Raw genomic sequence first — 25,934 nt, 5'->3', positions numbered from 1 at the left:
GGCGCCCGGGGGACGGATCAGAGCTCCGCCAGCAACTCCGCCTTCTTCGAGGAGAACTCCTCGTCCGTCACCAGCCCCGCCTGATGCAGTTCCCCGAGATGCCGGATCCGCTCGGCGATGTCCGCGGGATCCCGCCGAGCGGCGGTCACCCCGCCCGCGACCGCCGCCGGCGACGATATCGCCGGCACCGCCGCACCGTCCCGCGCCGCGGCCAGCACAGCCGCCGCGAACGGCAGTGACTCGTGCACGGGCCCGTACCCGAGCCCGAACACCACCGCGGCGGGGTCCTGGTCGGCCTGTGCCGGGGCCGGCACCGTCGTGTCCCGGCGCAGCAGCCGCAGATGGCCCTCGAACACCTCGGGCGAACGCCACTCCACCCCGCTCAGCTCGGAGACGGGGAAATGCTGGTCGCCGGCCTTCCACTTCGCCGAGGACGCCCCCGTCCAGAACCAGCGGAACGCCACCGACATGCCGTCGAACGTCGCCTTGCCGTCGTACGCCTTGAACTGCAGCGGCGGCTCGGGCACGGCCACCAGATGGCGTTCGGCGGGGCCCGACTCGGTGAGCCGGTCGCGCAGTTCGTCGGCGTAGTACTCGGCGAGCGTCTCCCGCTCGGCGGGCAGCACCAGCCGGTAGGGGTCGCTGCTCTCCTTCAACTGCCCGGCGGCCGCCTCCATCAGCGGGTCGGCTCCCGGCCGGGGCTCCAGCCGCAGGACCACGGTCCCGCGCTTCCCGGGCGTGAGGGTCACGCCCTCGATCGCCTCCAGCGGCACGCGCCGTTCACCGAGCGCCTGGAATAGCTTGGGTGTTCGAATCCCTCGTACGTAACGGATGAGCACGGAGTCGGACTCGAACTCCCAGGCGGCATGAAATCCGGCCAGTACGTCACCCATGCGGCTCATCGTATGCGGCACGAGCCTCCCCGTCCCCTCCCCCGTGTGTACCGCAGTATCCCCGCCTCTACGCGCGTCGGGTAGGGGTCGTACCGGACAAACCCGCCAGGCACGCCCCGTCCCGGTGTGCGCACGACACCGCCGTGTATGCGCCAACTCCGATGCCCGCGAAGTTCCGCAGGCTGTCCGTCCCGGGCGCGAAGTACCCGGCGTGCCCCTCGGCGTCACGGGCCGACAGCACCCGCGCGCCGAACCCGTCGGCCACCGGGTCGGCCCCGTGGCCCAGTCCGCCGAGCTCCAGGTAGGGCACGTCCTGGATCCAGTCGTCGGCGTCCCGCATCGCCCACACCCGGGCGGTGGTGCGCAGCTGGGAGGCGTTCTCCACCCGCATCCCCGGGCTGCCGGCCACGGCGATGTCGGACACCCGGTCCGGCAGCCCGTGCGCGGCCAGTCCGCAGACCACCGAGCCGTAGCTGTGGCAGAACAGCGAGACCGGGGCCGGGCCGGGCAGTCCCCGCACCATCGCGTCCAGCCGGCCCGCGCCGTCCTCCGCGCGCATCGCCGTGGCCGCGTCCATGCCGAGTCCGCTGGGCGCGGTGTAGTCGGCCCAGGCGATCACGGCCGTGCGGGTCGCGGGATCGGCGTCCCGCTGGGCCTCGTACAGTGACCTGGCCATCCCCGCGGGTGCGGAGTGCCTGCCGCGGGAGCGCTGGAAGGTGAGCAGGTCGGTGTCGACGCCGGGGACGACCACCGACACCCGCTCGGCCCGGCCCAGGTCGCCGAAGACCTCGGCGACCCGCCCGGAACCCGCCGGGTCGAAGGCGAGGATGTGCCGGCCCGGCCGCATCAGCGCCTCGATCCGGTCCGTCCTGCGGGCCGCCTGCCGCTGGCCCGCGGGCGTGAGCCGGCTGTCGTGCAGCCGTCGCAGCTCCACCGCGTGCGCCTCGGCCAGGGCGATCCGGTTGGCGCGGTAGCGCAGCTCGACCGGCGCGCCGTTCATGTTGCCGACGGCGAGCGGATAGCGCTCGGCGAGCCGCAGCCGCTGCGCGTCGGTGAGCGAGGCGAAGAACCGGGCCAGCCGCGTCGGCGCCGACTGCGGGTCGGGCAGCCGCCTCCCGGCCACCCGGCCGTCCTCCCACGCGGCGAGCGACGCCTGCAGGGGAGCGGGGTGGCGCTGATGGCGCCGTGCCGTCCAGCCGGTGGTCGCCAGCATCACGAAGACCACGAGGAGCGCCAGCAGCGCCCGCCAGACGTTGAGCTGAGGGGTGGTGTCGAAGGAAGTCACTGGAAGGACACATTAGGAGAACGGGAGTGTCTCGCGGGGGCCCAGTGACCGGGATCACGTTTCGTCGCGCCGATTCAGGGATGAGTCCGCATGCCGGTTCGTGACGGGAACGCGGAGGCGGGAACGCGGAGGCGGGAACGTGGAGGCGGGAACGTGGAGGCGGGGCGGGAGCCGGTCGCATCCGACGGTTTCCCGACGGTCTCCTGACGTGCCGCCGGAGCGGGTTCCGCCCGTCAGGGTGAACCGGTGCGGTGGCCCCTCCCCTCCGGACCGTGCCCAGGTCGCAGCGGGTCACGTCCTGCGCAGGGCACGGGGGAGGGCCGGCCGCGGCGTGCGGGCGGCGGTCACCCGCCGTACGCGCGGGGGGAATTCGTCACGGGAGCGGGGGTACCCGCCATGTCAACCAACCCATCAGGGAGTTGACGATGGCGAGCTTTGGACACGGAACGCGCAGGCACCCCCGCACCAGTGGCCGGACGTGGTCACGGTCCGGGCCGGATCGCGCGACGCTCGGGATCGTCGGAGCCATCTGCGCCGTCGCCGGTTTCTTCGTCCTGGGCATCATTCTCGGCCCGGTGGCGATGGTGTGCGGCTGGCTGGCGATGGGCCGCAGCTGGGCGGGCTCCCGCTCGGTGCCGGCCCTGATCGCCCTGGTCCTCGGCGCCATCGACACGCTCCTGGCCGTCATCTGGCTGGCCGGGGCGGGCGGCATCGGTTCCGGCATGCTCTGACACCCGGGCACCACACGGCTGAGCCCCCGGCGACGCGCCGGGGGCTCAGCCGTTTCCCCTGCCTACGCGTCGCCGCCCGCCGCGCCCGGGTCCGCGGCCGTCACGTCCAGCAGCTGGTACCGGTCGATCGCCTGCTTCAGCACCGAGCGGTCCAGGTGCCCCTCGCGCGCCAGCTCCGTCAGCACCGCCAGCACGATCGACTGCGCGTCGATGTGGAAGTACCGCCGCGCCGCACCGCGCGTGTCCGCGAAGCCGAACCCGTCCGCGCCCAGCGACTGGTACGTCCCCGGCACCCAGCGCGCGATCTGGTCCGGCACCGACCGCATCCAGTCCGACACCGCCACCACCGGCCCCCGCGCCGAGGCCAGCTTGCGCGTCACGTACGGGGTGCGCTGCTCCTCCTCCGGGTGCAGCAGGTTGTGCCGCTCGCACTCCACCGCCTCGCGCCGCAGCTCGTTCCAGGAGGTCGCCGACCAGACGTCCGCCTTGACGTCCCACTCCTCCGCGAGGATCTTCTGCGCCTCGATCGCCCACGGCAGCGCGACCCCGGACGCCAGGATCTGCGCCGGGTACGAGCCGTCCCGGCCCTCGCTGAAGCGGTACAGGCCCTTGACGATGCCCTCGACGTCCACGTTCTCCGGCTCCGCCGGGTGCTGGATGGGCTCGTTGTAGACCGTCAGGTAGTAGAAGACGTCCTCGCCGTGCGGGTGTTCCTCGGACGAGCCGTACATCCGGCGCAGCCCGTCCCGCACGATGTGCGCGATCTCGTAGCCGAACGCCGGGTCGTACGCGACGCACGCCGGGTTGGTCGAGGCGAGCAGCTGCGAGTGCCCGTCCGCGTGCTGGAGACCCTCGCCGGTCAGCGTGGTCCGCCCCGCGGTCGCGCCGAGGACGAAGCCGCGCGCCAGCTGGTCGGCCATCTGCCAGAACTGGTCCCCGGTGCGCTGGAACCCGAACATCGAGTAGAAGACGTACACCGGGATGAGCGGCTCGCCGTGCGTGGCGTACGCCGAGCCCGCCGCGATCAGCGAGGCCGTGCAGCCCGCCTCGGAGATGCCGTCGTGCAGCATCTGCCCCTGCGGGGACTCCTTGTAGGCGAGCAGCAGCTCCCGGTCCACCGCCTCGTACTGCTGGCCCAGCGGGTTGTAGATCTTCGCGCTCGGGAAGAACGAGTCCATGCCGAACGTGCGGTACTCGTCCGGTGCGATCAGCACGAACCGGCGGCCGATCTCCTTGTCCCGCATGAGGTCCTTCAGGAGCCGCACGAAGGCCATGGTCGTCGCGATGGACTGCTGGCCCGAGCCCTTCTTGACGCTCGCGTACGCCTTGTCGTCCGGCAGCGCCAGCGGCTTGCCGCGCACCACCCGGGTCGGCACGTACCCGCCGAGGGACCGGCGGCGGTCGTGCATGTACTGCATCTCCTCCGTGTCCGGCCCCGGGTGGTAGTAGGGCGGCAGCCCGGACTCCAGGTCCTTGTCGGGGATCGGCAGGTGCAGCCGGTCGCGGAAGTGCTTCAGGTCGTCGACCGTCAGCTTCTTCATCTGGTGCGTGGCGTTGCGGCCCTCGAAGTTCGGGCCGAGCGTCCAGCCCTTGATCGTCTTCGCCAGGATCACCGTCGGCTGGCCCTTGTGCTCCAGGGCCGCCTTGTACGCCGCGTAGATCTTGCGGTGGTCGTGACCGCCGCGCCCCAGGTGCAGGATCTGGTCGTCGGTCATGCCCTCGACCATCGCGCGCAGCCGGTGGTCGTCGCCGAAGAAGTGCTCCCGGATGTACGCGCCCGACTCGGTGGCGTACGTCTGGAACTGGCCGTCCGGCGTGGTGTTCATCTTGTTCACCAGCACGCCGTCGCGGTCCTGGGCCAGCAGCGGGTCCCAGGTGCGGTCCCAGATCAGCTTGATCACGTTCCAGCCGGCCCCGCGGAAGACCGACTCCAGCTCCTGGATGATCTTCCCGTTGCCGCGCACCGGGCCGTCCAGCCGCTGCAGGTTGCAGTTGACGACGAAGGTGAGGTTGTCCAGGCCCTCGCGCGCGGCGATGCTCAGCTGGCCCAGCGACTCCGGCTCGTCCATCTCACCGTCGCCGAGGAACGCCCACACGTGCGACCTCGAGGTGTCCGCGATGCCGCGCGCGTGCATGTAGCGGTTCATCCGCGCCTGGTAGATGGCGCCGATCGGGCCGAGGCCCATCGACACCGTCGGGAACTCCCAGAAGTCCGGCATCGACCGCGGATGCGGGTACGACGACAGCGCGTACGGCGCCTTCGACTTCTCCTGGCGGAACCCGTCCAGGTGCTGCTCGCTCAGCCGGTCCAGCAGGTACGCGCGGGCGTAGATGCCCGGCGAGGCGTGTCCCTGGAAGAAGACCTGGTCGCCGCCGTCGCCCTCGTCCTTGCCGCGGAAGAAGTGGTTGAAGCCCACGTCGTACAGCGACGCGGAGGACGCGAACGTGGCGATGTGGCCGCCGACCCCGATGCCCGGGCGCTGGGCGCGCGAGACCATCACGGCGGCGTTCCAGCGGGTCGCGTTCAGGATCTTGCGTTCGATCTCCTCGTTGCCCGGGAAGAACGGCTCGGCCCGGGTGGGGATCGTGTTGACGTAGTCCGTGCTGCGCATCTCGGGCACGGCCACGCGCCGGGCGCGGGCCCGCTCGATCAGCCGCAGCATCAGATAGCGGGCCCGCTCCCGGCCGCGCTCGTCGACCGCGGCGTCGAGGGAGTCGAGCCACTCCTGGGTTTCCTCGGGGTCGAAGTCAGGAACCTGACTCGGAAGGCCGCCAATGATGATCGGGCTGCGATCGGATGCGGAAGCCACGCTGTTCCTTACCTGTCAGAGGGCCGGAGAAGGGCCGCCGTCTCGCTCGTCACGGCCCGGTGTGCGCCGCTCCCATGCTCCACCCCGCGGCCGCGGACGTCATCTCTACCGAGAGGTAATCCCGCGCCGGGGCCGGTACGGTGACGCAAGGGGCGAGTACATGCGAGTCTCGTACCCACAGACGGTTCCCAAACGCCCAAACAGGGCACAAAGGTGTGGTGTCCATCACTGCTGACGAGGGCGGTGTGCCTGAAGTTGCGGTGACCCGGCCAGGATCGTCACCGTTTCGGCGGTCCGCACGGCCGGGTACTTGCGCGATCCGTCCCGCCCGTGTGGACTACGGCCAATGCTTCGCGCACGCGCGTGGCTGAGTTATTCCCAAGACATGATCAGGAGGCAACCCGTGAGCGCGACCGCGGACCACGCGGAGGAGCGGACGAACCCTGCCGCCAGGCTGGGGTTCCAGCCCGGGCAGGTGGTCCAGGAGATCGGCTACGACGACGACGTCGACCAGGAGCTCCGCGAGGCCATCGAGGGCGTCATCGAGAGCGACCTCGTCGACGAGGACTACGACGACGTGGCCGACGCCGTTGTGCTGTGGTTCCGTGACGACGACGGCGACCTGACGGATGCGCTGGTGGATGCCACCACGTACATCGAAGAGGGCGGCGCGATCCTGCTGCTCACGCCGAAGACCGGCCGGGACGGCTACGTCGAGCCGAGTGACATCTCGGAGGCCGCCACCACGGCCGGCCTGACGGCGTCCAAGAGCGTCAGTGTGGGCAAGGACTGGAGCGGCAGCCGGCTGGCGACCCCGAAGGCCGCCAAGTCGAAGCGGTGACCCACCCCCGGACGGGCCGGCGACGACGTGCGCAGCACGCGTCGGCCCGTTCGCGGGGCCCTCGTCCGGCCTGCGTAGGGTGGTCGCACGGCACCACCCCGGAGCGACGAGGACGACGATGACGATCCCGGTCGGCGAGCAGGCCCCCGACTTCGAACTCAAGGACAATCACGGCGCCCCGGTGCGTCTGTCCGACTTCCGTGGGCAGAAGAACGTCGTGCTGCTCTTCTACCCGTTCGCCTTCACCGGTGTCTGCACCGGCGAGCTGAGCGAGATCCGCGACCGGCTGGAGCAGTTCGCCGAGCGCGACGCCGAGGTGCTCGCCGTGTCCAACGACTCCATCCACACCCTCAGGGTCTTCGGCGAGCAGGAGGACCTGCCCTTCCCGCTGCTCAGCGACTTCTGGCCGCACGGCGACGTCTCGCGCGCCTACGGCGTCTTCGACGAGGGCAAGGGCTGCGCGGTCCGGGGCACCTTCGTGATCGACAAACAGGGCGTGGTGCGCCGCACCGTGACCAGCGCGATGGCGGACGCCCGTGACCCCGGCGAGTACCTCGCGGCGCTCGACACCCTGTGAGCGTCCGTCCCCAGGGTCTGCGGGCCCGGGGAACCCGTCACTAGGATCGACTCGTTGATCCGACATCCATGCACAACGGGGCATCCCGCCCCCGGGACACCAAGGGAGGACTCGTGGGAGTCAGCCTCAGCAAGGGCGGCAACGTATCGCTGAGCAAGGAGGCGCCGGGCCTGACCGCGGTCATCGTCGGACTGGGGTGGGACGTCCGCACCACGACCGGCACCGACTTCGACCTGGACGCCAGTGCCCTGCTGCTGAACAGCTCGGGCAAGGTCGCCAGCGACCAGCACTTCATCTTCTTCAACAACCTCAAGAGCCCCGACGGGTCCGTCGAGCACACCGGTGACAACCTCACCGGTGAGGGCGAGGGCGACGACGAGCAGATCAAGGTCAACCTGGCCACCGTCCCGGCCGACGTGGAGAAGATCGTCTTCCCGGTCTCCATCTACGACGCCGAGAACCGCCAGCAGTCCTTCGGCCAGGTGCGCAACGCGTTCATCCGCGTCGTCAACCAGGCCGGCGGCGCCGAGATCGCCCGCTACGACCTGTCGGAGGACGCCTCGACCGAGACCGCCATGGTCTTCGGCGAGCTGTACCGCCACGGCGCGGAGTGGAAGTTCCGCGCCATCGGCCAGGGCTACGCCTCCGGCCTGCGCGGCATCGCGCAGGACTTCGGCGTGAACGTCTGAGACGGGCACGTCCCGGGTACGCACCCGGGCGGGCCGTCCCGTACGGCCCTCGCCCGGGCGCCGCGCGCACGCAGCGCGCGGCGCCCGGGGACGCCCCCTCGCGGGGAGCGCAGGACCACCTGGAAGACCACCCGGAGGGGGACCATCATCATGGGCGTCACGCTCGCCAAAGGGGGGAACGTCTCCCTGTCCAAGGCCGCACCCGACCTCACGCAGGTGATGATCGGGCTCGGCTGGGACGCGCGCTCCACCACGGGCGCCGACTTCGACCTCGACGCCAGTGCGCTGATGTGCAGCGGCGGCCGCGTCATGGGGGACGAGTGGTTCGTCTTCTACAACCAGCTCACGAGCCCGGACGGCTCGGTGGAGCACACCGGCGACAACCTGACCGGTGAGGGCGAGGGCGACGACGAGTCCCTGCTGGTGGACCTCTCCAAGGTGCCGCCGCAGTGCGACAAGATCGTCTTCCCGGTGTCCATCCACATGGCGGACGAGCGCGGCCAGACCTTCGGCCAGGTCAGCAACGCCTTCATCCGCGTGGTGAACCAGGCGGACGGCCAGGAGCTCGCCCGGTACGACCTCAGCGAGGACGCCTCCACGGAGACGGCGATGATCTTCGGTGAGCTGTACCGCTATCAGGGCGAGTGGAAGTTCCGTGCGGTAGGGCAGGGGTACGCGTCGGGTCTGCGCGGCATCGCTCTAGACTTCGGGGTCAATGTTTCGTAAAGCCGCCACGGCGGCGGGGGAGACCCGTTCACACACATGGGGTAGCCAGTGGTTCTGAAAACCTTCGGCTGGTCGTTCGCGGTGACCGCGCTCGGCCTGGTCGCAGCATTCCTCTTCGGGGGGTGGACCGCCTTCGGGATCGTGGCGATCCTCTCGATCCTCGAGATCTCGCTGTCCTTCGACAACGCGGTCGTCAACGCCGGAATCCTGAAGAAGATGAACGCCTTCTGGCAGAAGATCTTCCTCACCATCGGCATCCTGATCGCCGTCTTCGGCATGCGGCTGGTGTTCCCCGTCGTCATCGTCGCGGTCAGCGCGCAGCTCGGCCCCATCGAGGCGGTCGACCTCGCGCTGAGCGACAAGGACCGTTACCAGGAGCTCGTCACCGACGCCCACCCGGCCATCGCGGCCTTCGGCGGCATGTTCCTGCTCATGATCTTCCTGGACTTCGTCTTCGAGGACCGGGAGCACAAATGGCTGGCCTGGCTGGAGCGGCCGCTGTCCAAGCTCGGCAAGGTCGACATGCTGTCGGTCTGCGTCGCGCTGGTCGTCCTGCTGATCTCCGCCGTGACCTTCGCCTCCAACGCCCACCAGCACGGCGGCGCGCACGTGGACAAGGCGGAGACGGTTCTGCTGTCCGGCATCGCCGGTCTGATCACCTACATGATCGTGGGCGGACTCTCCGGCTACTTCGAGAACAAGCTCGAAGAGGAGGAGGAGCAGGCAGAGGAAGAGGAGGAGAAGGCCGCACGCGCGGGCAAGCCCAAGTCGGCGATCGCCGTGGGCGGCAAGGCCGCGTTCTTCATGTTCCTCTACCTCGAGGTGCTGGACGCGTCCTTCTCCTTCGACGGTGTGATCGGCGCCTTCGCCATCACCAACGACATCGTCCTGATGGCGCTCGGCCTCGGCATCGGCGCCATGTACGTCCGGTCGCTCACGGTCTACCTGGTCCGCCAGGGCACCCTGGACGACTACGTCTACCTGGAGCACGGCGCGCACTACGCGATCGGCGCCCTGGCGCTGATCCTGCTCGTCACCATCCAGTACGAGATCAACGAGCTCATCACCGGTCTCATCGGCGTCGTCCTGATCGGCGCCTCCTTCTGGTCCTCCGTGCTCCGCAACAAGCGGCTCGCCGCGGCCGAGGCGACCGCGGGAGAGAAGACAGAGGTCTCGTCCGGGGTGTGACAGCCCTCCGGGTGAGGAACGCTCTCGACGGGGCGGCCACGAGGACCCGGTCCTCGTGGCCGCCCCGTCGGCCGTGCGGCGCACCGGCGCCCCGCGGCCACCGGCGGGGGCCCGACGAGTGGACATGGGGCGGGAATGGGTTTACTGGACGGACTGCGGCGCGGGCGGAACGACGACTTCGTCTCCGGCAACGCGGCCACGAACGCCATCGAGCTGACCAAGCGGCACTCACACGTGTCCCTGACCAAACAGGGCGCCGCCACCGGGCATCTGCGCATCAACCTGAGCTGGCAGATGCGCACCTCCGACTTCGGCGGCCTGCAGCGCGAGAGCCTGCTGCGCCACCCGTTCAAGGCGCTCAAGCCGCCGGAGGTCATCGCACACAGTCAGTCCATGGTCAACGTCGACCTCGACCTGGGCTGCCTGTACGAGCTGCAGGACGGCACCAAGGGTGTGGTGCAGCCCCTCGGCGGCTATCTGGGCGACGTCAACGACCCGCCGTACGTCAAGCTCAGCGGTGACGACCGGTTCGGCTCCGGCTCCGGTGAGACGATCTACGTCAACCTCGACCAGCGGGAGAACATCAAACGCCTGCTGGTCTTCGTCTACATCTACGACCAGACCCCGGCCTTCGACCGCACCAAGGCCGTCGTCACGCTCTACCCGAGCAACGGCCCGCGCATCGAGATCGCCCTCGACGAACGCCAGCCGCAGGCCCGCTCCTGCGCGGTGGTGCTGATCGAGAACGTGAAGAACGAGATCGTCGTGCGCCGCGAGGTGCGGTTCGTCTACGGCTTCCAGGCCGAGCTGGACCGCCTGTACGGCTGGGGCCTGCAGTGGGGCAGGGGCTCCAAGACCAAGCCCCACCGCTGAGCCGCGGGCCGCCCGGGGCGCCCCGGGCGCCTGTCGCGGTGCGCCCTAGCGTCCGATGAACTGCGGTCCCTGCGGCGGCAGCCGGAAGTCCGGGTCGGGCGCGCCCGTGGCCGGCGGCGGGAGGTCGTACCCCGCCTGTGCCGGCTGGGCGGCGGCCGTGGCGGGCGCGGGCGCCGGATAGCCGTACGCGGGACGGCTCGCCGGGTGCGGGTAGCCGTAGGCCGGCTGCGCGGCGAGCGGGGGCGGGACGGTCGGGGGCGGGGCGGTCGGGGGGTGCTGCGGGGGGTAGCCGTACGCGGGCTGCGCGGGCACTCCCGCGGGCGACTGCTCCGGCGGCAGCGGGCGGGACACCTCCGGGACCGGCGGCGCCGCCGGCATCGGCGGCACCGCCGGAACCTGCGGCTGCGTCACCGCGTCGGGCGAGACGCCCTCGGGGGCCTGCGCCGGGGGCTCGGGCGTGCCCGGCGCGGCGGGCGCCGGTGCGGCGGACGTCTCCGGTTCCTCGGCGGCCTCCGACTCGTCCACCGAGATGCCGAAGTCGGTCGCCAGGCCCCTCAGCCCGTTCGAGTAGCCCTCGCCGAGCGCCCGGAACTTCCAGCCCTCCCCGCGCCGGTACAGCTCACCGCAGATCAGCGCGGTCTCCTGGCCCGTCTCAGGCTTGACGTCGAAGTGGGCCAACGCCTCCCCGTCGGGGTTCTGCGCGTCGTACAGCAGGATGCGCAGCGCCTGGACGCGGTCGAAGGTCACGCCGTCCGCCGACGCCACGAGGAGGATGCGGCCGACACCGGACTCGACACCGGCGAGATCTGTCTGGATCGTGTCGGTCAGGCCCTCGGTGACGCGCTTCTTGCCGAGCCGCCACACCTTCCCGGACGGGTGCCGGGGCTGGTTGTAGAAGACGAAGTCCTCGTCGGAGCGCACGCGGCCGTCGAGACCGAGGAGCAGCGCGGAGGCGTCGACGTCCGGCACCCCCTGCCCGGGCGACCAGCGCAGCACGGCGCGTACCGTGGTGGCCTCGAGAGGAACGTTCGACCCCTTCAGCATCGCGTGCGTCATGCCGTCATCCTGCCTTCTCCGGCCTGGCCACGACAATGCGGGGGGTTGGTCCCGACATCACGGGGTTACCTGGAGTTCACGCCCGGCGGGAACCGCCGACACGGGCTTCTACGTACTATTACCGGCCACCTTCCGGTGTTCCACGGAGTCCACTACTGCCACGGGGGAGTTCAATGCGTCATTTCGGGCACATCGCCCCTGAGGTGCGGAAACGTCTCTTCTACCGGGAGCCCTGCGCGTTCACCGCCGACTCCCCGGCCCGGCTGCTGTCCGCGGCGCTCGGCGCCACGCTCTACAGCCCCGCCACCCGCCCCCGGCTCGCCGACGACGTCGTCAAGCAGGGTGCCCGCGGCGTGGTCTCCATGGTGCTGTGCCTGGAGGACTCCATCGGCGACGCCGAGGTCGTCGCCGGCGAGGAGAACCTGGTCCGCCAGCTCACCGACCTCGCCGCACGGCCCGGAGCCGACCTGCCGCTGCTGTTCGTCCGGGTCCGGGAGCCCGGGCAGATCGGCGACCTGGTCCGCCGCCTCGGCCCCGCCGTGGCGGTGCTGTCCGGATTCGTGCTGCCGAAGTTCACCGCCGAGCGCGGCCTGCCGTTCCTCGAGGCGCTCACCGCCGCCGAGTCCGTGAGCGGCCGCCGGCTGTTCGCCATGCCGGTGCTGGAGTCGCCCGAGCTGCTCTACCGCGAGACCCGCGTCGAGACCCTCGAAGGCATCTTCCGCGCCGTCGACAAGTACCGGGACCGCGTGCTCGCCCTGCGCCTGGGCGTCACCGACTTCTGCTCCTCCTACGGGTTGCGCCGCGGTCCCGACATGACCGCGTACGACATCCAGGTCGTCGCCTCCGTGATCTCCGACGTGGTCAACATGCTCGGCCGTGCCGACGGCACCGGGTTCACCGTGACCGGGCCCGTCTGGGAGTACTTCCGGGTGCAGGAGCGCATGTTCAAGCCGCAGCTGCGGCAGAGCCCCTTCCTGGAGGTGGAGGCCACCGCGCTGCGCCAGAGGCTCATCGAGCACGCCATGGACGGCCTGCTGCGCGAGATCTCCCTGGACCGGGCCAACGGCCTGCTCGGCAAGACCTGCATCCACCCCTCCCACGTGCTGCCCGTGCACGCGCTGTCCGTCGTCAGCCACGAGGAGTACAGCGACGCCCAGGACATCCTCCGGCCGGAACGCGACGGCGGGGGTGTACTGCGCTCCGCGTACACCAACAAGATGAACGAGGTGAAGCCGCACCGCGCCTGGGCGGAGCGGACCCTGCTGCGCGCCGAGGTCTTCGGCGTCGCCAACGAGGACATCGGCTTCGTGGAACTGCTCGCGGCGGGCCTGACCGAGTGAGCGAGGGGTCCGGCGGAGCGACCGGGAGGCCGGGGGGAGTGACCGGGGGGTCCGGGGGAGTGACCGTGGGGTCCGGCGCGGCGACCGGGAGGCCGGGGGAGTGAGCGGGGGGTCCGGCGGAGTGACCGAAAGGGAGAGAAGTGTGAACACCTGGTCCGGCACCTGGGTCGCCGAGCGGCTCGGCGTCGAGCTGGCCGGCGACGAACGGCTGCGCGGGCTGCTGGGGCTGGCGCTGCGCCGCAACCCCAAGCGGGCCCACCTGCTGGTGTCGAACGTCCTCGGCAAGCACGTGCCCCAGGCGCCGTCCGTGGTGTACGGACACGGCGTCGCGCTCGGCCGTCGGGTGCGGGAGCTGCTGGGCGAGGAGGCGGCCGGGCGGGCCGTCGTGCTCGGGTACGCCGAGACCGCGACCGGCCTCGGTCACTCCGTCGCCGACGGCCTGGGCGCCGCGCCCTGCCTGCACTCCACGCGCCGGCCGGTCGCCGGGGTCGCCGCCGCCGGCGGTTTCGAGGAGTCGCACTCCCACGCCACCTCCCATCTGCTGCTGCCGGAGGACCCGGCCCTGCTGGCCGGGGACGGGCCGCTGGTACTGGTCGACGACGAGTTCTCGACGGGCAACACGGTGCTGAACACCGTGCGCGCCCTGCACGCGCGGTATCCGCGGAAGCGGTACGTCGTCGTCGCGCTGGTCGACATGCGGTCGGCGGCGGACGCCGGGCGGCTGGAGGAGTTCGCCCGGGAGATCGGGGCGCGGATCGACCTGGTGACGACCGCGTCGGGGACGGTGCGGTTGCCTGACGGCGTCCTGGAGAGGGGGCAGGCGCTGGTGGCGCGGTACGAGGGCGCGGACCGCGGTGGGAGGACGGCCGCGGCGCCCACCGGGCCGCAGCCGCCCGGGGACCTCACGCGAGTGGACCTGAACTGGCCCGAGGATCTCCCCGACGGAGGCCGCCACGGCTTCACCCCCGCCCACCGCGCCCGGCTGGACGCGGCCCTCCCCGCCATGGCGGCCCGAATAGCCACCGCCCTTCCCGAGGACGCGCACCGCGTCCTGGTCCTCGGCTTCGAGGAACTGATGTACGCCCCCCTGCGCCTCGCCACCGAACTGGAGCGCACCACCGGCGCCGAGGTGCGCTACTCCACCACCACCCGCTCACCCGTCCTCGCGGTCGACGACCCCGGCTACGCCATCCGCAGCCGTCTCGTCTTCCCCGCTCACGACGACCCCGCCGACGGCCCCGGCGAGCGGTACGCCTACAACGTCGCGGGCGCCGGTTTCGACGCCGTCGTCGCCGTCGTCGACTCGGTCGCCGACACGCCCGCGCTGCACGCGCCCGACGGCCTGCTCGCCCGGCTCGCCGAACACACCCCGCACGTCCTCCTCGCGGTCGTACCGTCGTACGTGCCCACTGTGTCCGCCGTGCCCGCCGCCGCCCAGGACGTTCCCGAAAGGCCCGCCACCATGCTGCCCGAGCCCCTCCGAGGCCCCGCCTTCTCCTCGTACGCGCCCGAGGAGGTCGGCTGGCTGCTCCAGGACCTCTCGGACGTGACGCTGGAGGCGCCGACCGAGGAGCGCGAGGAGGCCATCCAGAGCGGCGGCGCCCACTACGCCGAGTCGCTGCCCGTGGAGTACCAGCCCAGCGAGCAGTACCAGCAGCTCTTCCACAACGCCCTGGACGCCTCGGCGGCCCGGCTGGCGCACGCCGTCGGCGTGGTCACCGAGACCGTCCTCGCCGAGCTCCCCCACTCTCGGCTTCGCTCGAGCGGGGGGACCCCCATGCCCCGCCCGGTGCTGGTGTCGCTGGCCCGCGCGGGCACCCCGGTCGGCATCCTGATGCGCCGCTGGGCGCAGCACCGTCATGGCCTCGACCTGCCGCACTACGCCGTGTCCATCGTGCGCGGCCGCGGTATCGACGCCAACGCCCTGCGCTGGCTGGCCGCCCACCACGACCCGCGCGACGTGGTGTTCGTCGACGGCTGGACCGGCAAGGGCGCCATCACCCGCGAGCTCGCCCAGGCCGTCGAGGAGTTCGAGAAGACCGAGGGCATCACCGGCTTCGACCCGGAGATCGCGGTCCTCGCCGACCCCGGCTCCTGCGTGCGCACCTACGGCACCCGCGAGGACTATCTGATCCCGTCCGCCTGCCTCAACTCCACGGTCTCCGGGCTGATCTCGCGCACCGTGCTGCGCGCCGACCTGGTCGGCCCCGACGACTACCACGGCGCGAAGTACTACCGCGAACTCGCGGACGCGGATCTGTCGGTGGCCTTCCTGGACGCCGTCTCCGCCCGCTTCGAGGAGGTCACCGAGGCCGCCTGCGCCGAGGCCAAGGACCTGCTCGCCGCCGACCGCACGCCCACCTGGGAGGGCTGGGCCGCCGTGGAGCGCATCAGCGAGGAGTACGGCATCCACGACGTGAACCTCGTCAAGCCCGGCGTCGGCGAGACCACCCGGGTGCTGCTGCGCCGGGTGCCCTGGAAGGTGCTGGCCCGCGCCGGGGCCGGAAGCGACCTCGACCACGTCCGCCTGCTCGCCGAGCAGCGGGGCGTTCCCGTGGAGGAGGTCCCCGATCTGCCGTACACCTGCGTCGGGCTGATCCACCCCCGTTTCACCCGGGGCGCGACCGGCGCCGACGGCACGGCGGTGAGCCGCTGATGTCCGTCATCGTCGCCAGCGACCTCGACCGCACCCTCATCTACTCCGCCGCCGCCCTCGCCCTGACCATGCCCGACGCGCGGGCGCCCAGGCTGCTGTGCGTGGAGGTGCACGAGAGCCGGCCCCTGTCCTACCTGACGGAGACCGCCGCCCGGCTCCTCACCGAGCTGGGTGACGAGGCCCTCTTCGTCCCCACCACCACCCGCACCCGCAAGCAGTACCAGCGCATCAACCTCCCCGGCCCCGCTCCGACCTACGCGATCTGCGCCAACGGCGGCCACCTGCTCGTCGACGGCGTCTCCGACCGCGACTGGCACGCGCGGGTGCAGGCCCGGCTGGCCGACGAGTGCGCCCCGCTGTCCGAGGTGCAGGACCATCTGCTGCGCACCGCCGACCCCGTGTGGGTGCGCAAACACCGGACCGCCGAGGACCTCTTCGCCTACCTCGTCGTGGAGCGGGAGCTGCTGCACGAGGAGTGGGTGAAGGAACTCGGGGAGTGGGCGGAGAACCGCGGCTGGACCGTGTCCCTCCAGGGGCGCAAGATCTACGCCGTGCCCAAGCCGCTCACCAAGAGCGCGGCCATGCGGGAGGTCGCCCGCCGCAGCGGCGCCGACCTGACCCTCGCCGCGGGCGACTCCCTCCTCGACGCGGACCTGCTCCTCGCCGCCGACCTGGGCTGGCGCCCGGGCCACGGCGAACTCGCCGAAGCCTCCTGGACGGCCCCCGACATCCGGTCCCTGCCCGAGCGGGGCGTCCTGGCGGGCGAACGCATCCTCCGCGAGTTCCTCCGCACCGTCCGCTCCCGCTGAGCCGGGCCCCGGCCGGGGCCCGGCCGGGGGATCACTCGGGGCGGCGCAGGATCAGGGTGTCGGCGGCCGAGCGATCGGGCCGGGCGTGCGCGGACGAGGTGTCGTCGGCCGCCCCGGCCTCGTCGGCGTCGGCGTCCGCCCCGCGGGAGCCGGCGCCCGCCGAGTCCCGTCCGGCGCGGCGGCTGCCGCCGCCCGAGCGGAACAGGCGTACGACCACGAAGGCCACCAGGGCCAGGGCGGCCGCGGCCAGCACCGCCTTCGAGTAGGTCGAGACGATGGACGTCACCTGGGTCCAGTTGTCCCCGAGCGCGTAGCCCGCGAGCACGAACGCGGTGTTCCATATCGCGCTGCCCAGCGTGGTCAGGCCGAGGAACAGCGGCAACGGCATCCGCTCCACCCCGGCGGGTATGGAGATGAAGCTGCGGAAGAGCGGGATCATCCGCCCGAAGAACACCGCCTTCGACCCGTGCCGCAGGAACCACGCCTCCGTCTTCTCCACGTCCGCGACCTTCACCAGCGGCAACCGTCTCGCCAGCGCCAGAGTCCGCTCCCGGCCGAGCAGTGCCCCCACCCCGTACAGGGCGAGCGCGCCGATCACCGAGCCGATGGTGGTCCACAACAGCGCGGCGATCAGGCCCATCCGCCCGTTGCTCGCGGCGAACCCCGCCAGCGGCAGGATCACCTCGCTGGGTATGGGCGGGAAGAGGTTCTCGAGCGCGATGGCGAGTCCGGCCCCGGGGGCGCCGAGGGCGTCCATGAGGTCGTTGACCCACTGCGGTCCGGCGTCCGTGCCCGAGGCCGCCGTGATCGTCTGCGCTGCGATGGCTGTCATGTCGTCCACGCTAGGAAATCGGAGCTGAAGGGTCGCTGAGGAAAGCCGCACGACCGGGTGCGGTTCCCCGCAGGGGGAAATGCGGTTTTCCGCAGTGTGTGCCCCCGACCGGCCCGGCTAGTCTCGCGATCATGCGAGTCATGGCGCGGCGTGTGGTGCGGTGCGCGGTGGGCCTGATGTGGGGGGCCGCCGCGGCGTCGTCGAGCTGCTCGGCACGGTCCTGGCCGGCCTGCTCCTCCTCTTCGACAAGCCCGGGCTGGCGGGTGGAGGGGGGAGGGCTACTCCCGCAGAGTGCTGGCTGCCCTCCGCTACCTGGGCACCGGACCCGCCGGGCCCGCCGGGCCCGCCGGCACGGTGTCAGCCGCAGCAGCCTCCGCCGCAGCAGCCCCCGCCCCCACCGCCCCCCGCGCGGGGGGCAGGGGCGGCAGCGGAGGCGGTGCCGCCGACCGCGACCGTGGAGAGGAGCTTGACCGTGTCGTCGTGACCCGCCGGGCAGGCCGCGGGAGCGGAGGACTCCGCCATCGGACGGCTCAGTTCGAACGTGTCGCCGCAGGTGCGGCAGCGGAATTCGTAGCGAGGCATGGGCACAGGTTAACCGGACCGGTGAGGAGTGGCCGGTCAGTTGGCGCCGGCACCCCGCTCCTCCCGGATCTGGGCCACCACACGGCTCGCGGTCTCCCGGACCGCCTCGGTCTCGGTGAGGAACTGCCAGTAGTCGGGGTGGCGGCCCTCCAGTCCGGCGACGGCGCGTTCCAGCCGGGCCACGGCGTCGTCGAGCGGGCGGGCGTGGCGCGGGTCGGGGGTGTTGCGGCCGGCCATGGCGAGCCGCTGGGCGTCCCGGATGGCGAACCGGGTGCGTTCGATCTCCTGCTCGGGGTCCTTCTGCACGGCGTTCAGCCGGCGCAGGCGGTCCCCGGCAGCGGACACGGCCTCGTCGGTGGTGTTCAGCAGGGCCCGCGCGGTGGACAGCAGGGCGGTGGCGTCGGGCCAGCGCTGTTCCTCACGGGCGGCCCGGGCCTCGGCGAGCCGGTCCTCGGCCTGCCGCACGGTGCGCTCGGCGATCTCGGGCACGCCCTGGAGGTCCTGCCAGCAGGCGACGGTGAAGCGCCGGCGCAGTTCGCTCAGCACGGGTTCGACCTGCTCGGAGCGGGTGGTGAGGGCCTGGGCGCGGGTGCGCAGGGAGACCAGACGGCGGTCGATCTCGGCGGCTCGCTCGGGCAGCCGTTCGGCCTCCACGCGGATCGCCTCGGCCTCGCGGGTGACGCGCGCGGCCCGGTCCAGGGTGGCGGGCACGCCGTGCTGTCCGGCGCCCTGGTTCAGCTTGGTCAGCTCGGGGGAGAGGGCGGCCAGCCGGGCGGCGAGGTCGTCGGCCTTCAGCCCGGAGCCGCGGGTGGCGTCGAGGGCCTGGGAGGCGGCGAGCAGTGCCTGCCGGGCGCGTTCGACGGCGGGCGCGAGCCGGGCGAGCTGGGTCTCGGCCTTGTCGAGCAGCGGGCCGAGCCCGTCGGCGAACCGGTCCAGGTCCTGCTTGACCCGCCCCAGCTCGTCCTTGGCGGCGGTCAGGTCGGCGCGGGCCCGGGAGGCCGTCGAGGCGTCCAGGTCGTCGCGGTCGAGGTCGTGGGCGTCGACGGCGCCGATGTAGCGGTGGCTGGCCTCGTCGATGCGCCGGCCGAGCGCGGCGAAGTCCTCGACGGCCCGGTGCGCGGCGGGCGAGTCGTCGACGGCGGTGATCGTCTCTATGGAGATCCGCAGGTCGCGCTGGGCGGTGTCGAGTTCGTAGAAGGCGGCGGCCGCGGCGTCCTTGGCGGCCTGCGCCTCGGCGCGCTGGTTCTCCGCGCGCCCGCCGAACCAGCGCCGGGTGCCGCCCCCGGCGAACGCGGCGGGCAGCACCAGCGCCGCGACCAGCGGAAGGGCCGCGAGGACGAGCGCGTCACGCAGGGGTCCGGGGGCCCGGCGGGCACGCCGTCCCGCCGGTTCGGGAAGGGATCGGCGCATGCGAGGCACGCGCGGCTCCGACGGCGAGTACGGCTGTGCTGGTGTCGCCGTCACATCCCTCTCCCGTACTGTCGTTCGCCCTGCCCGTTGTCATTCTCCCACCGGTACAGGACGAACACACGGGCCCGTCAGTTCACCGTACGCACGGTGAGTTTGCCGTCGCCGGTGCGGGCGGTCACCACATGGGCGCTGGAGTCGTCGCGCGGTACGGACACGTCCTCGGCCCCGTCGCCGGTCGAGGTGTCCACGCGGTAGGCGCCACGGGGCAGCTCGATGGTCGTCGAACCGTCGCCGCTGCGGGACTCCACCCGGTCGGGCAGGGCGGTGAGGACGAGGTGCACGGAGCCGTCGCCGCTGTGGGTGCGCACGGTGCGGGAGGAGACCTCGGCGCGCACCGATCCGTCGCCGCTGCGCAGCTCCAGCGGGCCGCTGGTGTCGGTGACGCGGACCGAGCCGTCCTTGGTGCGGATGGTCAGCGCGTCGCGGAAGCCGCCGGCCCGGACGCTGCCGTCGTCGCTCTCGACGGTGACGGCGACGCCGCGCGGCACCTCGACGCGGTGCTTGGTGGAGCAGTCGGCGACGACGCCCGAGCACTTCTCGCGCAGCACCAGCCGGTCGCCGTCCATGGACCAGGTGACCTCCGGGTCGGCACCGAGGGCGACGGTGCCCTGGAACCAGCGGGTGACCGCGATCTCGCCCTCCGGTTGATCGTCCGAGGCGACGATCTCCAGGGCGGATTCGTCGGAGTCGACGGTCAGACCCGTTCCGGGCAGGTCGAAGGTGCGGTGGTCGGGCTCGTCGTCGTCGGCCGCCGACGCCCCGCAGGCGCTCAGCGCCGCGCCGAGCACCACGGCGGCCCCGGCGAGCGCGAGGCCACGCGTCCGTACGGTGCCGAGGACGCCGGAGGCGCGGGTGGACGCGGTGGTGCGGGTGGTGGTGGCACGGGCGGTGGCGGTCATGGCGGGCTCCCCCTGGGCGTACGGCGGGCGGGCGGACCGAACGACCGCGCGGTACGGCGGCGTCGGACGTCCTCGACCGTACGGAGACGGGGGCCGCGGGGGGATCCGGCCGACCGGCGGATCCGAGGTGGGGATATCCCCCCGGCCAGGGTGTACGGGGTCTTCAGCTGTTGCTCTTCCAAGTCGTGTGAGTGAGCGTGACCATGTGTGAGTGGGTGTCGCTGTCAGGGCATGGACCTCACGGAACGGGCGAGGGCGCGGGGTGTGCATCCGCAGACGGCGTATCGCTGGTTCCGTGAGGGGACGCTGCCGGTACCGGCGCAGCGGATCGGCCCGCGCACGATCCTCGTGAACGTCGGGGTCGGGGCCGCGCCCGAGGCGGTGGGCGGGCTGGGTCTTCATGCCCGTGTCTCCTGCCGTGACCAGAGGACCGACCTGGAGCGGCGGATCGCCCGGTTGTCCCGGTGGGCGGCGCGGGCCGGGCACCGGGTGGTGCGTGTGGAGGCGGAGATCACGTCCGGCGTGAACGGTGTCCGTTCCAAGGCCGGAGCGATCGTGCGGGGCATCGGACCGCCCGGGCCGGACACGGCGCCCGCGGGCATGAGGAAACCCGCCCCCGCGTCCCCGGACCACGGACACGATCCGTGGCGCCGGACGCGGCGCGAACGCGGGTGACCAGCGCATCCACAACCGTTCGGGACGCGCCCGTCGACCAGGCACGGGTCCAGGACCCACTCCTGCTCACTGGTGAGGAACGGTTTGCGGGACCGTGACCCCGGCCATGTAGGCTGTCCACTCGACCCGGGCGGCGAGCACGGGCGAGGGTGCGTAGCTCAGGGGTAGAGCGCCTGCCTTACAAGCAGGATGTCGGCGGTTCGAAACCGTCCGCGCCCACCCATGACAGGGGCCCCCGGAGCATCTCCGGGGGCCCCTGTGCCGTCGGGAGGGCTACGGCGTCCCCTTGGGGGCTACGGCGACCGCTCCTCGTCCGCGTTCCCCTGGACGTGCTTCAGCTGGACGTGCTTCAGCGCGGAGCGGGCCTGCACGCGGTCGGTGCCGGTGACCTCGGACCAGTAGCGGTGGGTGCTGACGAACACCGCGAGCTCGTGCTCGCGGCGCCGGAGCTTCTCGACCTCGGCCTGCTCGTCCTCGGTCCAGCCGGGCGAGGCGGGGCGTTCGATCTTGCGCCAGCCGTGGTCGTCGCTGAACCCGTCGAGGGGTTCGACCGACCAGGGGAGCCGCTTCAGCAGGGCCGACAACTCGGCCCGGACCTGATGCAGTTCCTCCTGACCGGCGAGGAGGTCACTCGGAAAGTCATAGGTCGCAGCCACGGCCCAATGATACGCCTGTTCGAATATGGGTGGCGAGTTGCGCAGGGGTCTTCACTTCGTGGCCCCGGGCGGCGGGAGGCGCGAGACTGGGGGCATGTGCCGGAGCATCAAGACCCTGCGTCCGCCCGCGCTCCCCGAGGAGGCCACGGAGGAGGACATCCGCGCCGCCGCCCTGCAGTACGTGCGGAAGGTGTCCGGCTTCCGGGCGCCGGCCGCCCACAACCGCGAGGTGTTCGACCGCGCGGTCGAGGTGATCGCCGAGGCCACGGCCGAGTTGCTGGAGAACCTGGAGGTCCGGGGCGCCCCGGGCCGCCGGGCGGCGAGCTGAGCGGCGTCAGCCGGCCGCTGATCCGCCGTCACCCGGCCGTTGAGCCCTCGTCGCCCGGCCGCTGATCCGCCGTCACCCGGCCGTTGAGCCCTCGTCGCCCGGCCGCTGATCCGCCGTCACCCGGCCGTTGAGCCCTCGTCGCCCGGCCGCTGATCCGCCGTCACCCCGCCCCGGGGGCTACCGCGCCTCCGACGTCCGCGGCTTGCGCATCAGGTAGCCCGCGCCCGCGCCCGCCGCGAACAGGGCGCCCACGGACACCGCCGTGGCCACCCAGGTGGCGCCGAGCCACTGGCCGCCCAAGTAGCCGAGGGTGACGCTGTAGCCGGCCCAGGACAGGCCCGCCAGGGCGGACCAGGGCAGGAAGTCGCGGGCGCGGCGGCGGGCGGCGCCGGCGCCGAGCGAGACCACCGAGCGGCCGGCCGGTGCGAACCGCGCGAGGACGACGAGACCGCCGCCGCCCCGGGCCAGCGCCGCACCGAGACGTTCCTGCGCGCCCCGCAGCCGGCTGGAGCGGGCGAGGGCCCGGTCCAGTCGGGCGCCGCCGCGCCAGGCGAGGCGGTAGGCGACCAGGTCGCCGAGGACGGAGGCGGTGGCGGCGCAGAGCGTCAGCACCAGGATGTCGGGCACGTAGGCGGCGGTGCTCGCGGCCGCCGCGGTGGCCGCGGCGATCACCAGCACCCCGCTGGGCAGCACCGGGAGGAACACGTCGAGCAGGACCGACAGGGCCACCACCGCGTAGATCCACGGGCTGCCGACCAGCGACCCGACACTCTCCACTCGCACTCCCCGTACGCCCCCGTGGGCCCGTGCCTGCCGCGCTGTCGCGGCGGAGGCGGCAGGAGTGGCAGGAGAGGCCGATGACAGCCATACAGCGTACGCGCGGCAAGTGACAGAAAGGTCACGGGGGGTTCGCGCGCCCGCCGCCCGCAGTTCGCGCGCCCGCCGCCCGCCGGCGCCCCGCGCCCGCACGAAGGCGCCCGCACACAAGGAATCTCCTCACCGAAGCGCCCGCACACAAGGCATCTCCCCACCAGAGCACCCGCACGCCAAGGCGCCCCCGCGCGGGCGGACGCACGTGCAGGCGCCCCCCGCGCGGTGTGCGGCGGGGGGCGCCCGGTGCGACTCGGTGGTGCCGTTGGGGAGGCGGGCGCCGTGGGGAGGCGTCGGCGGTCGTACGGGTGGGTGAGGCGGTGCGGTCAGGCGGCCACCGGGGTCTGCTCCGTCGGCCGTCCGTCCCGCGCGGAGGTGCGCCGGCCGAGCAGGCGGTCCAGGCCGAAGGCGCCGGAGCCGGTGAAGATCAGCAGGAACATGGCCCAGCAGTACATGGCCGCGCTCTCGCCGTGGTTCTCGATCGGCCAGAGGGCCTCGGGCTGGTGCACCTTGAAGTACGCGTACGCCATCGCGCCGGACGATATGAAGGCGGCGGCCCGGGTGGCGAGGCCGAGCAGGACGAGCCCGCCGCCGACGAGTTCGATCACGGCGGCGTACCAGCCCGGCCAGGCGCCGGTCCCGACGGCGCCGCCGTTGCCGTCCGTGCCGCCGAACAGGCCGAGCAGGGACACGGCGCCGTGGCAGGCGAAGAGCAGGCCGACGACCATGCGGAACAGGCCCAGGGCATAGGGCTGGGCGCTGGTGAGGCGTCCGTTCATGGGGGGTCTCCTTCGGTCAGGCCGGCCCCCGGACGAGGCCGGGTCCTGGGGCGGAACCGAGTCGGAATCCCACGTTAGGTGCGCGTAAAACTTGCTTGCAAGTTCAACATTTGGCCATGGCTTCAGCCCCCTTTGACCCCCTCCCGCGCGCCCCCGTCGCACGTCACCGCACGTCACCGCACCCCCCGCCGCGCCCCCTTGATCGGCGGAATGACCGGAACCGCCCCCCGTTGCACAGCGGACGCACAGGTGCCCGCGGGTCTCAGCGGCTCAACCGCCGTTCCGTCACGCGCCGCAGCCGCACCCCGGTCCGCTCCTGCTGGGCGTGCTCCAGCCGCAGCACCGCCGAACGCCCCCGGGTGGCCAGCGTCATGAGCTGGTTGCCGAACCACGGCCCGCCCGTCCTGCGCCAGTGGACCGGCGGCCGTCCCAGACCGCCGTGCCGCGCGAACACCCGGCCCAGCCCCCGGGCGGCGGCGCTCCAGCCGAAGCGGAAGCCCATCCGCATCGAGGCGGGGATGGAGTTGTGGACCGGGGAGCAGGTCAGCTGCACCACCCGTGCCCTCGGTCCCGCGCGCCCCGGCCACTCCGGCTCGGCGACGTAGGCGTGGTGGACGTCCCCGGACAGCACGCACACCGTGGCGGGTGCGTCCGGGCCGCTGCCCGCGTCGGCGAGCAGCTCCGCCAGCTCGCCGAACGAGTCCGGGAACGCCGACCAGTGCTCCAGGTCCGCCGCGCGCCGCAGCTTCTCCCCGAGCCGCGCCCAGCGCGGGCCCTTGTCGCCCCGGCACAGCACGGAGCTCCACACCTCCACGTCGTGCACCAGGTGGGGGAGCAGCCAGGGCAGGGACGTGCCGACGAGCAGGTGGTCGTAGGAGCCGCGGCCGTCGAAGACCTGGGCGCGCAGCCAGTCGGCCTCGCCCGGGTCGAGCATCGAGCGCCGCCCCTCCTCGAGCACCCGGGCCGCGCGGCTGTCCACCATGACCAGCCGCACCCGGCCGAAGTCGCGCCGGTAGCTCCAGCGCACGGCCGTCGCGTCGGCCTCCGCCTCGGCGGCGAAGGCGCGCAGCGCGGCGGTGCCGTCGGGACCCTCCCGTACGGCCGCGTGGACGGGGTCGGCGTCGACGTCGGCGGGGGAGAGGTTGCCCAGGTGCTGGTACACCCAGTACGACATCAGCCCGCTGAGCACCCGCTCCCGCCACCACGACGTGGCGCGCATGTCCTCGACCCAGGAGGCGGAGGTGTTCCAGTCGTCGATCACGTCGTGGTCGTCGAAGATCATGCAGGTGGGGACGGTGGACAGCAGCCAGCGCACCTGCGGGTCGAGCCAGGATTCGTAATAGAGGTGGGTGTACTCCTCGTAGTTTGCTACCTGGCTGCCGGGCGGCTCGCTCAGGTCGCGGCGCGCGGCGAGCCACTCCTTCGTGGCCTCGGAGGTCTCGTCGGCGTACACCTGGTCGCCGAGCAGCAGCAGGACGTCGGGCCGCTCGCCCTCGGGGTCGGCGGCGATGCGCTGGGCGAGGGCGTCCAGGGCGTCGGGCCCCACCGGGTCGGGCTCCCCGGTGGGCGGCGAGGCCCAGCGGCAGGAACCGAAGGAGATGCGCGCCCGGTCGTCGGAGGCGGGGGTGCGGATCACCGAGGGCGGGAGCGACGGGAACGGCTCCTCGGCGGACGGCCACACGCGCTCGCCGCCGACGACGACCTCGTACGGGGTGGCGGTGCCCGGGGTGAGGCCGGTGACCCGGACCAGTGCGTAGTGGTGGCCGCACACCTGGAAGGTGCCGGAGGTCCCGCCCGCGCCGTCCGGGCAGCGCACCTCGACGGTGCCCGGTCCGTCCGTCTCCGCCCAGACGGTCGCGGACGAGCCGTCGACGTACCTCAGCAGCGGTCCGAGCCGCAGTCCGGCCATGGTGACCCCTTCCTCCGTCGCCCCGTACGGTACGCAGCGACGGAGGCCACCGGGGAGAGTGGCGCACCCGGCGGTTCGGGCCGCGCTGCCTCAGCAGTTGTTGAGGTACCCCTGGAGGGCGGACTTCTCGGCCGAGTCGACGGCCAGGTCGTAGTGGTACTTCACCTGGACCCACGCGCGGACGTACGTGCAGCGGTAGGCCGTACGGGACGGCATCCAGGTGGCGGGGTCCTGGTCGCCCTTGGCCTGGTTGACGTTGTCGGTGACGGCGAGGAGCTGCGGGCGGGTCAGGTCGTTGGCGAAGGCCTGGCGCCGGGCGGTGGTCCAGGAGCCGGCGCCGGAGTCCCAGGCCTCGGCGAGCGGCACCAGGTGTTATCCGCACCTTCCTCGTGATGCCGCCGACGTCTGTGACGTGGCGTTGTGAGCCGTGTCTTCTCTGTGAGCGGTGCGTTATCCGGTA

At 72.5% G+C, this 25,934-nt stretch carries 24 protein-coding genes, 1 tRNA gene and 1 pseudogene; 13 read left to right on the top strand and 13 right to left on the bottom strand.

Annotation, left to right across the window (positions count from 1 at the left end):
• Positions 1–17: 17 nt before the first annotated feature.
• Both ACWH4W_RS31300 and ACWH4W_RS31295 read right to left on the bottom strand, forming a co-directional pair.
• Positions 18–893: a DUF4429 domain-containing protein gene (locus ACWH4W_RS31300; RefSeq protein WP_473079166.1), complete on the bottom strand. Its 876-nt coding sequence runs from the start codon at positions 891–893 to the stop codon at positions 18–20.
• 67 nt (positions 894–960) lie between these two features.
• Complete coding sequence (locus ACWH4W_RS31295) at positions 961–2,178, bottom strand: alpha/beta hydrolase (RefSeq protein WP_473079165.1); 1,218 nt, start codon at positions 2,176–2,178, stop codon at positions 961–963.
• A 425-nt stretch (positions 2,179–2,603) separates the two neighbouring features.
• Between ACWH4W_RS31295 and ACWH4W_RS31290 the strand changes: the two genes are divergently transcribed.
• Entirely contained in the window at positions 2,604–2,909 is a 306-nt protein-coding gene (locus tag ACWH4W_RS31290; protein WP_473079164.1) for a small hydrophobic protein, read from the top strand.
• A gap of 62 nt (positions 2,910–2,971) precedes the next feature.
• On the opposite strand, the gene aceE is transcribed toward ACWH4W_RS31290, so the two are convergent.
• A complete protein-coding gene (gene aceE / locus ACWH4W_RS31285; protein WP_473079163.1) occupies positions 2,972–5,719 on the bottom strand; it encodes a pyruvate dehydrogenase (acetyl-transferring), homodimeric type in 2,748 nt (915 codons plus the stop codon).
• A gap of 403 nt (positions 5,720–6,122) precedes the next feature.
• On the opposite strand from aceE, the gene ACWH4W_RS31280 reads away from it, so the two are divergent.
• From ACWH4W_RS31280 to ACWH4W_RS31255, 6 genes are all read left to right on the top strand, one after another.
• Complete coding sequence (locus ACWH4W_RS31280; RefSeq protein ID WP_031018687.1) at positions 6,123–6,560, top strand: DUF3052 domain-containing protein; 438 nt, start codon at positions 6,123–6,125, stop codon at positions 6,558–6,560.
• Between the two features lie 118 nt (positions 6,561–6,678).
• Positions 6,679–7,137 carry a peroxiredoxin gene (locus ACWH4W_RS31275; protein ID WP_473079162.1) on the top strand — a complete coding sequence of 153 codons (459 nt, stop codon included), beginning with the start codon at positions 6,679–6,681 and terminating at the stop codon, positions 7,135–7,137.
• Between the two features lie 113 nt (positions 7,138–7,250).
• A complete protein-coding gene (locus ACWH4W_RS31270; RefSeq protein ID WP_106414403.1) occupies positions 7,251–7,826 on the top strand; it encodes a calcium homeostasis/redox stress adaptation protein in 576 nt (191 codons plus the stop codon).
• Positions 7,827–7,976: 150 nt separating this feature from the next.
• A complete protein-coding gene (locus ACWH4W_RS31265) occupies positions 7,977–8,552 on the top strand; it encodes a TerD family protein (protein ID WP_473079161.1) in 576 nt (191 codons plus the stop codon).
• Between the two features lie 48 nt (positions 8,553–8,600).
• Positions 8,601–9,740, top strand: a complete 1,140-nt coding sequence (locus ACWH4W_RS31260; protein WP_473079160.1) for a DUF475 domain-containing protein — start codon at positions 8,601–8,603, stop codon at positions 9,738–9,740.
• Between the two features lie 135 nt (positions 9,741–9,875).
• Positions 9,876–10,613: a TerD family protein gene (locus tag ACWH4W_RS31255; protein WP_473079159.1), complete on the top strand. Its 738-nt coding sequence runs from the start codon at positions 9,876–9,878 to the stop codon at positions 10,611–10,613.
• A gap of 45 nt (positions 10,614–10,658) precedes the next feature.
• Here the strand turns inward: ACWH4W_RS31255 and ACWH4W_RS31250 are convergent, their stop codons facing one another.
• On the bottom strand, positions 10,659–11,669 hold the full coding sequence (locus tag ACWH4W_RS31250; RefSeq protein ID WP_473079158.1) for a TerD family protein: 1,011 nt from the start codon (positions 11,667–11,669) through the stop codon (positions 10,659–10,661).
• 173 nt (positions 11,670–11,842) lie between these two features.
• Between ACWH4W_RS31250 and ACWH4W_RS31245 the strand changes: the two genes are divergently transcribed.
• The 3 genes from ACWH4W_RS31245 (at position 11,843) to ACWH4W_RS31235 (ending at position 16,474) form a co-directional block, all read left to right on the top strand.
• Positions 11,843–13,009: an HpcH/HpaI aldolase/citrate lyase family protein gene (locus ACWH4W_RS31245; RefSeq protein WP_473079157.1), complete on the top strand. Its 1,167-nt coding sequence runs from the start codon at positions 11,843–11,845 to the stop codon at positions 13,007–13,009.
• Positions 13,010–13,151: 142 nt separating this feature from the next.
• Positions 13,152–15,665: a phosphoribosyltransferase gene (locus ACWH4W_RS31240; RefSeq protein ID WP_473079156.1), complete on the top strand. Its 2,514-nt coding sequence runs from the start codon at positions 13,152–13,154 to the stop codon at positions 15,663–15,665.
• The gene (locus ACWH4W_RS31235; RefSeq protein WP_473079155.1) at positions 15,665–16,474 is read left to right on the top strand and encodes an HAD family hydrolase; all 810 of its coding nucleotides are present in this window, start codon (positions 15,665–15,667) and stop codon (positions 16,472–16,474) included. Before ACWH4W_RS31240 ends, ACWH4W_RS31235 begins: the two co-directional genes overlap by 1 nt.
• Positions 16,475–16,505: 31 nt before the next feature.
• On the opposite strand, the gene ACWH4W_RS31230 is transcribed toward ACWH4W_RS31235, so the two are convergent.
• From ACWH4W_RS31230 to ACWH4W_RS31215, 4 genes are all read right to left on the bottom strand, one after another.
• Positions 16,506–17,306 carry a DedA family protein gene (locus tag ACWH4W_RS31230; protein WP_473079154.1) on the bottom strand — a complete coding sequence of 267 codons (801 nt, stop codon included), beginning with the start codon at positions 17,304–17,306 and terminating at the stop codon, positions 16,506–16,508.
• Between the two features lie 357 nt (positions 17,307–17,663).
• Positions 17,664–17,888, bottom strand: coding sequence for an FmdB family zinc ribbon protein (locus tag ACWH4W_RS31225; RefSeq protein WP_473079153.1), 225 nt, complete (start codon positions 17,886–17,888; stop codon positions 17,664–17,666).
• 36 nt (positions 17,889–17,924) lie between these two features.
• Positions 17,925–19,298 carry a hypothetical protein gene (locus ACWH4W_RS31220; RefSeq protein ID WP_473079152.1) on the bottom strand — a complete coding sequence of 458 codons (1,374 nt, stop codon included), beginning with the start codon at positions 19,296–19,298 and terminating at the stop codon, positions 17,925–17,927.
• A gap of 128 nt (positions 19,299–19,426) precedes the next feature.
• On the bottom strand, positions 19,427–20,257 hold the full coding sequence (locus tag ACWH4W_RS31215) for a DUF4097 family beta strand repeat-containing protein (protein WP_473079151.1): 831 nt from the start codon (positions 20,255–20,257) through the stop codon (positions 19,427–19,429).
• 264 nt (positions 20,258–20,521) lie between these two features.
• Between ACWH4W_RS31215 and ACWH4W_RS31210 the strand changes: the two genes are divergently transcribed.
• Positions 20,522–20,932 carry an IS607 family transposase gene (locus ACWH4W_RS31210; protein WP_473079150.1) on the top strand — a complete coding sequence of 137 codons (411 nt, stop codon included), beginning with the start codon at positions 20,522–20,524 and terminating at the stop codon, positions 20,930–20,932.
• Positions 20,933–21,079: 147 nt separating this feature from the next.
• A tRNA-Val gene (locus ACWH4W_RS31205) sits at positions 21,080–21,151 on the top strand.
• A 74-nt stretch (positions 21,152–21,225) separates the two neighbouring features.
• Here ACWH4W_RS31205 and ACWH4W_RS31200 read toward each other — a convergent pair.
• On the bottom strand, positions 21,226–21,588 hold the full coding sequence (locus ACWH4W_RS31200) for a hypothetical protein (protein ID WP_473079149.1): 363 nt from the start codon (positions 21,586–21,588) through the stop codon (positions 21,226–21,228).
• A 94-nt stretch (positions 21,589–21,682) separates the two neighbouring features.
• On the opposite strand from ACWH4W_RS31200, the gene ACWH4W_RS31195 reads away from it, so the two are divergent.
• Positions 21,683–21,916, top strand: a complete 234-nt coding sequence (locus ACWH4W_RS31195; protein WP_473079148.1) for a DUF2277 domain-containing protein — start codon at positions 21,683–21,685, stop codon at positions 21,914–21,916.
• A gap of 177 nt (positions 21,917–22,093) precedes the next feature.
• Here ACWH4W_RS31195 and ACWH4W_RS31190 read toward each other — a convergent pair whose 3' ends face one another.
• From ACWH4W_RS31190 to ACWH4W_RS31175, 4 genes and pseudogenes are all read right to left on the bottom strand, one after another.
• Positions 22,094–22,693: a DedA family protein gene (locus tag ACWH4W_RS31190; RefSeq protein ID WP_473079147.1), complete on the bottom strand. Its 600-nt coding sequence runs from the start codon at positions 22,691–22,693 to the stop codon at positions 22,094–22,096.
• A 419-nt stretch (positions 22,694–23,112) separates the two neighbouring features.
• Positions 23,113–23,565: a DoxX family protein gene (locus ACWH4W_RS31185; protein ID WP_473079146.1), complete on the bottom strand. Its 453-nt coding sequence runs from the start codon at positions 23,563–23,565 to the stop codon at positions 23,113–23,115.
• Between the two features lie 262 nt (positions 23,566–23,827).
• Positions 23,828–25,474, bottom strand: a complete 1,647-nt coding sequence (locus tag ACWH4W_RS31180) for an alkaline phosphatase D family protein (RefSeq protein WP_473079145.1) — start codon at positions 25,472–25,474, stop codon at positions 23,828–23,830.
• A gap of 90 nt (positions 25,475–25,564) precedes the next feature.
• Positions 25,565–25,846, bottom strand: a pseudogene (locus ACWH4W_RS31175) (HNH endonuclease family protein); the annotation flags it as partial.
• Positions 25,847–25,934 lie beyond the last annotated feature (88 nt).

The sequence above is a fragment of the Streptomyces sp. DSM 120436 genome (assembly GCF_055778765.1).
This window is presented reverse-complemented; position numbering and strand designations above follow the sequence as displayed.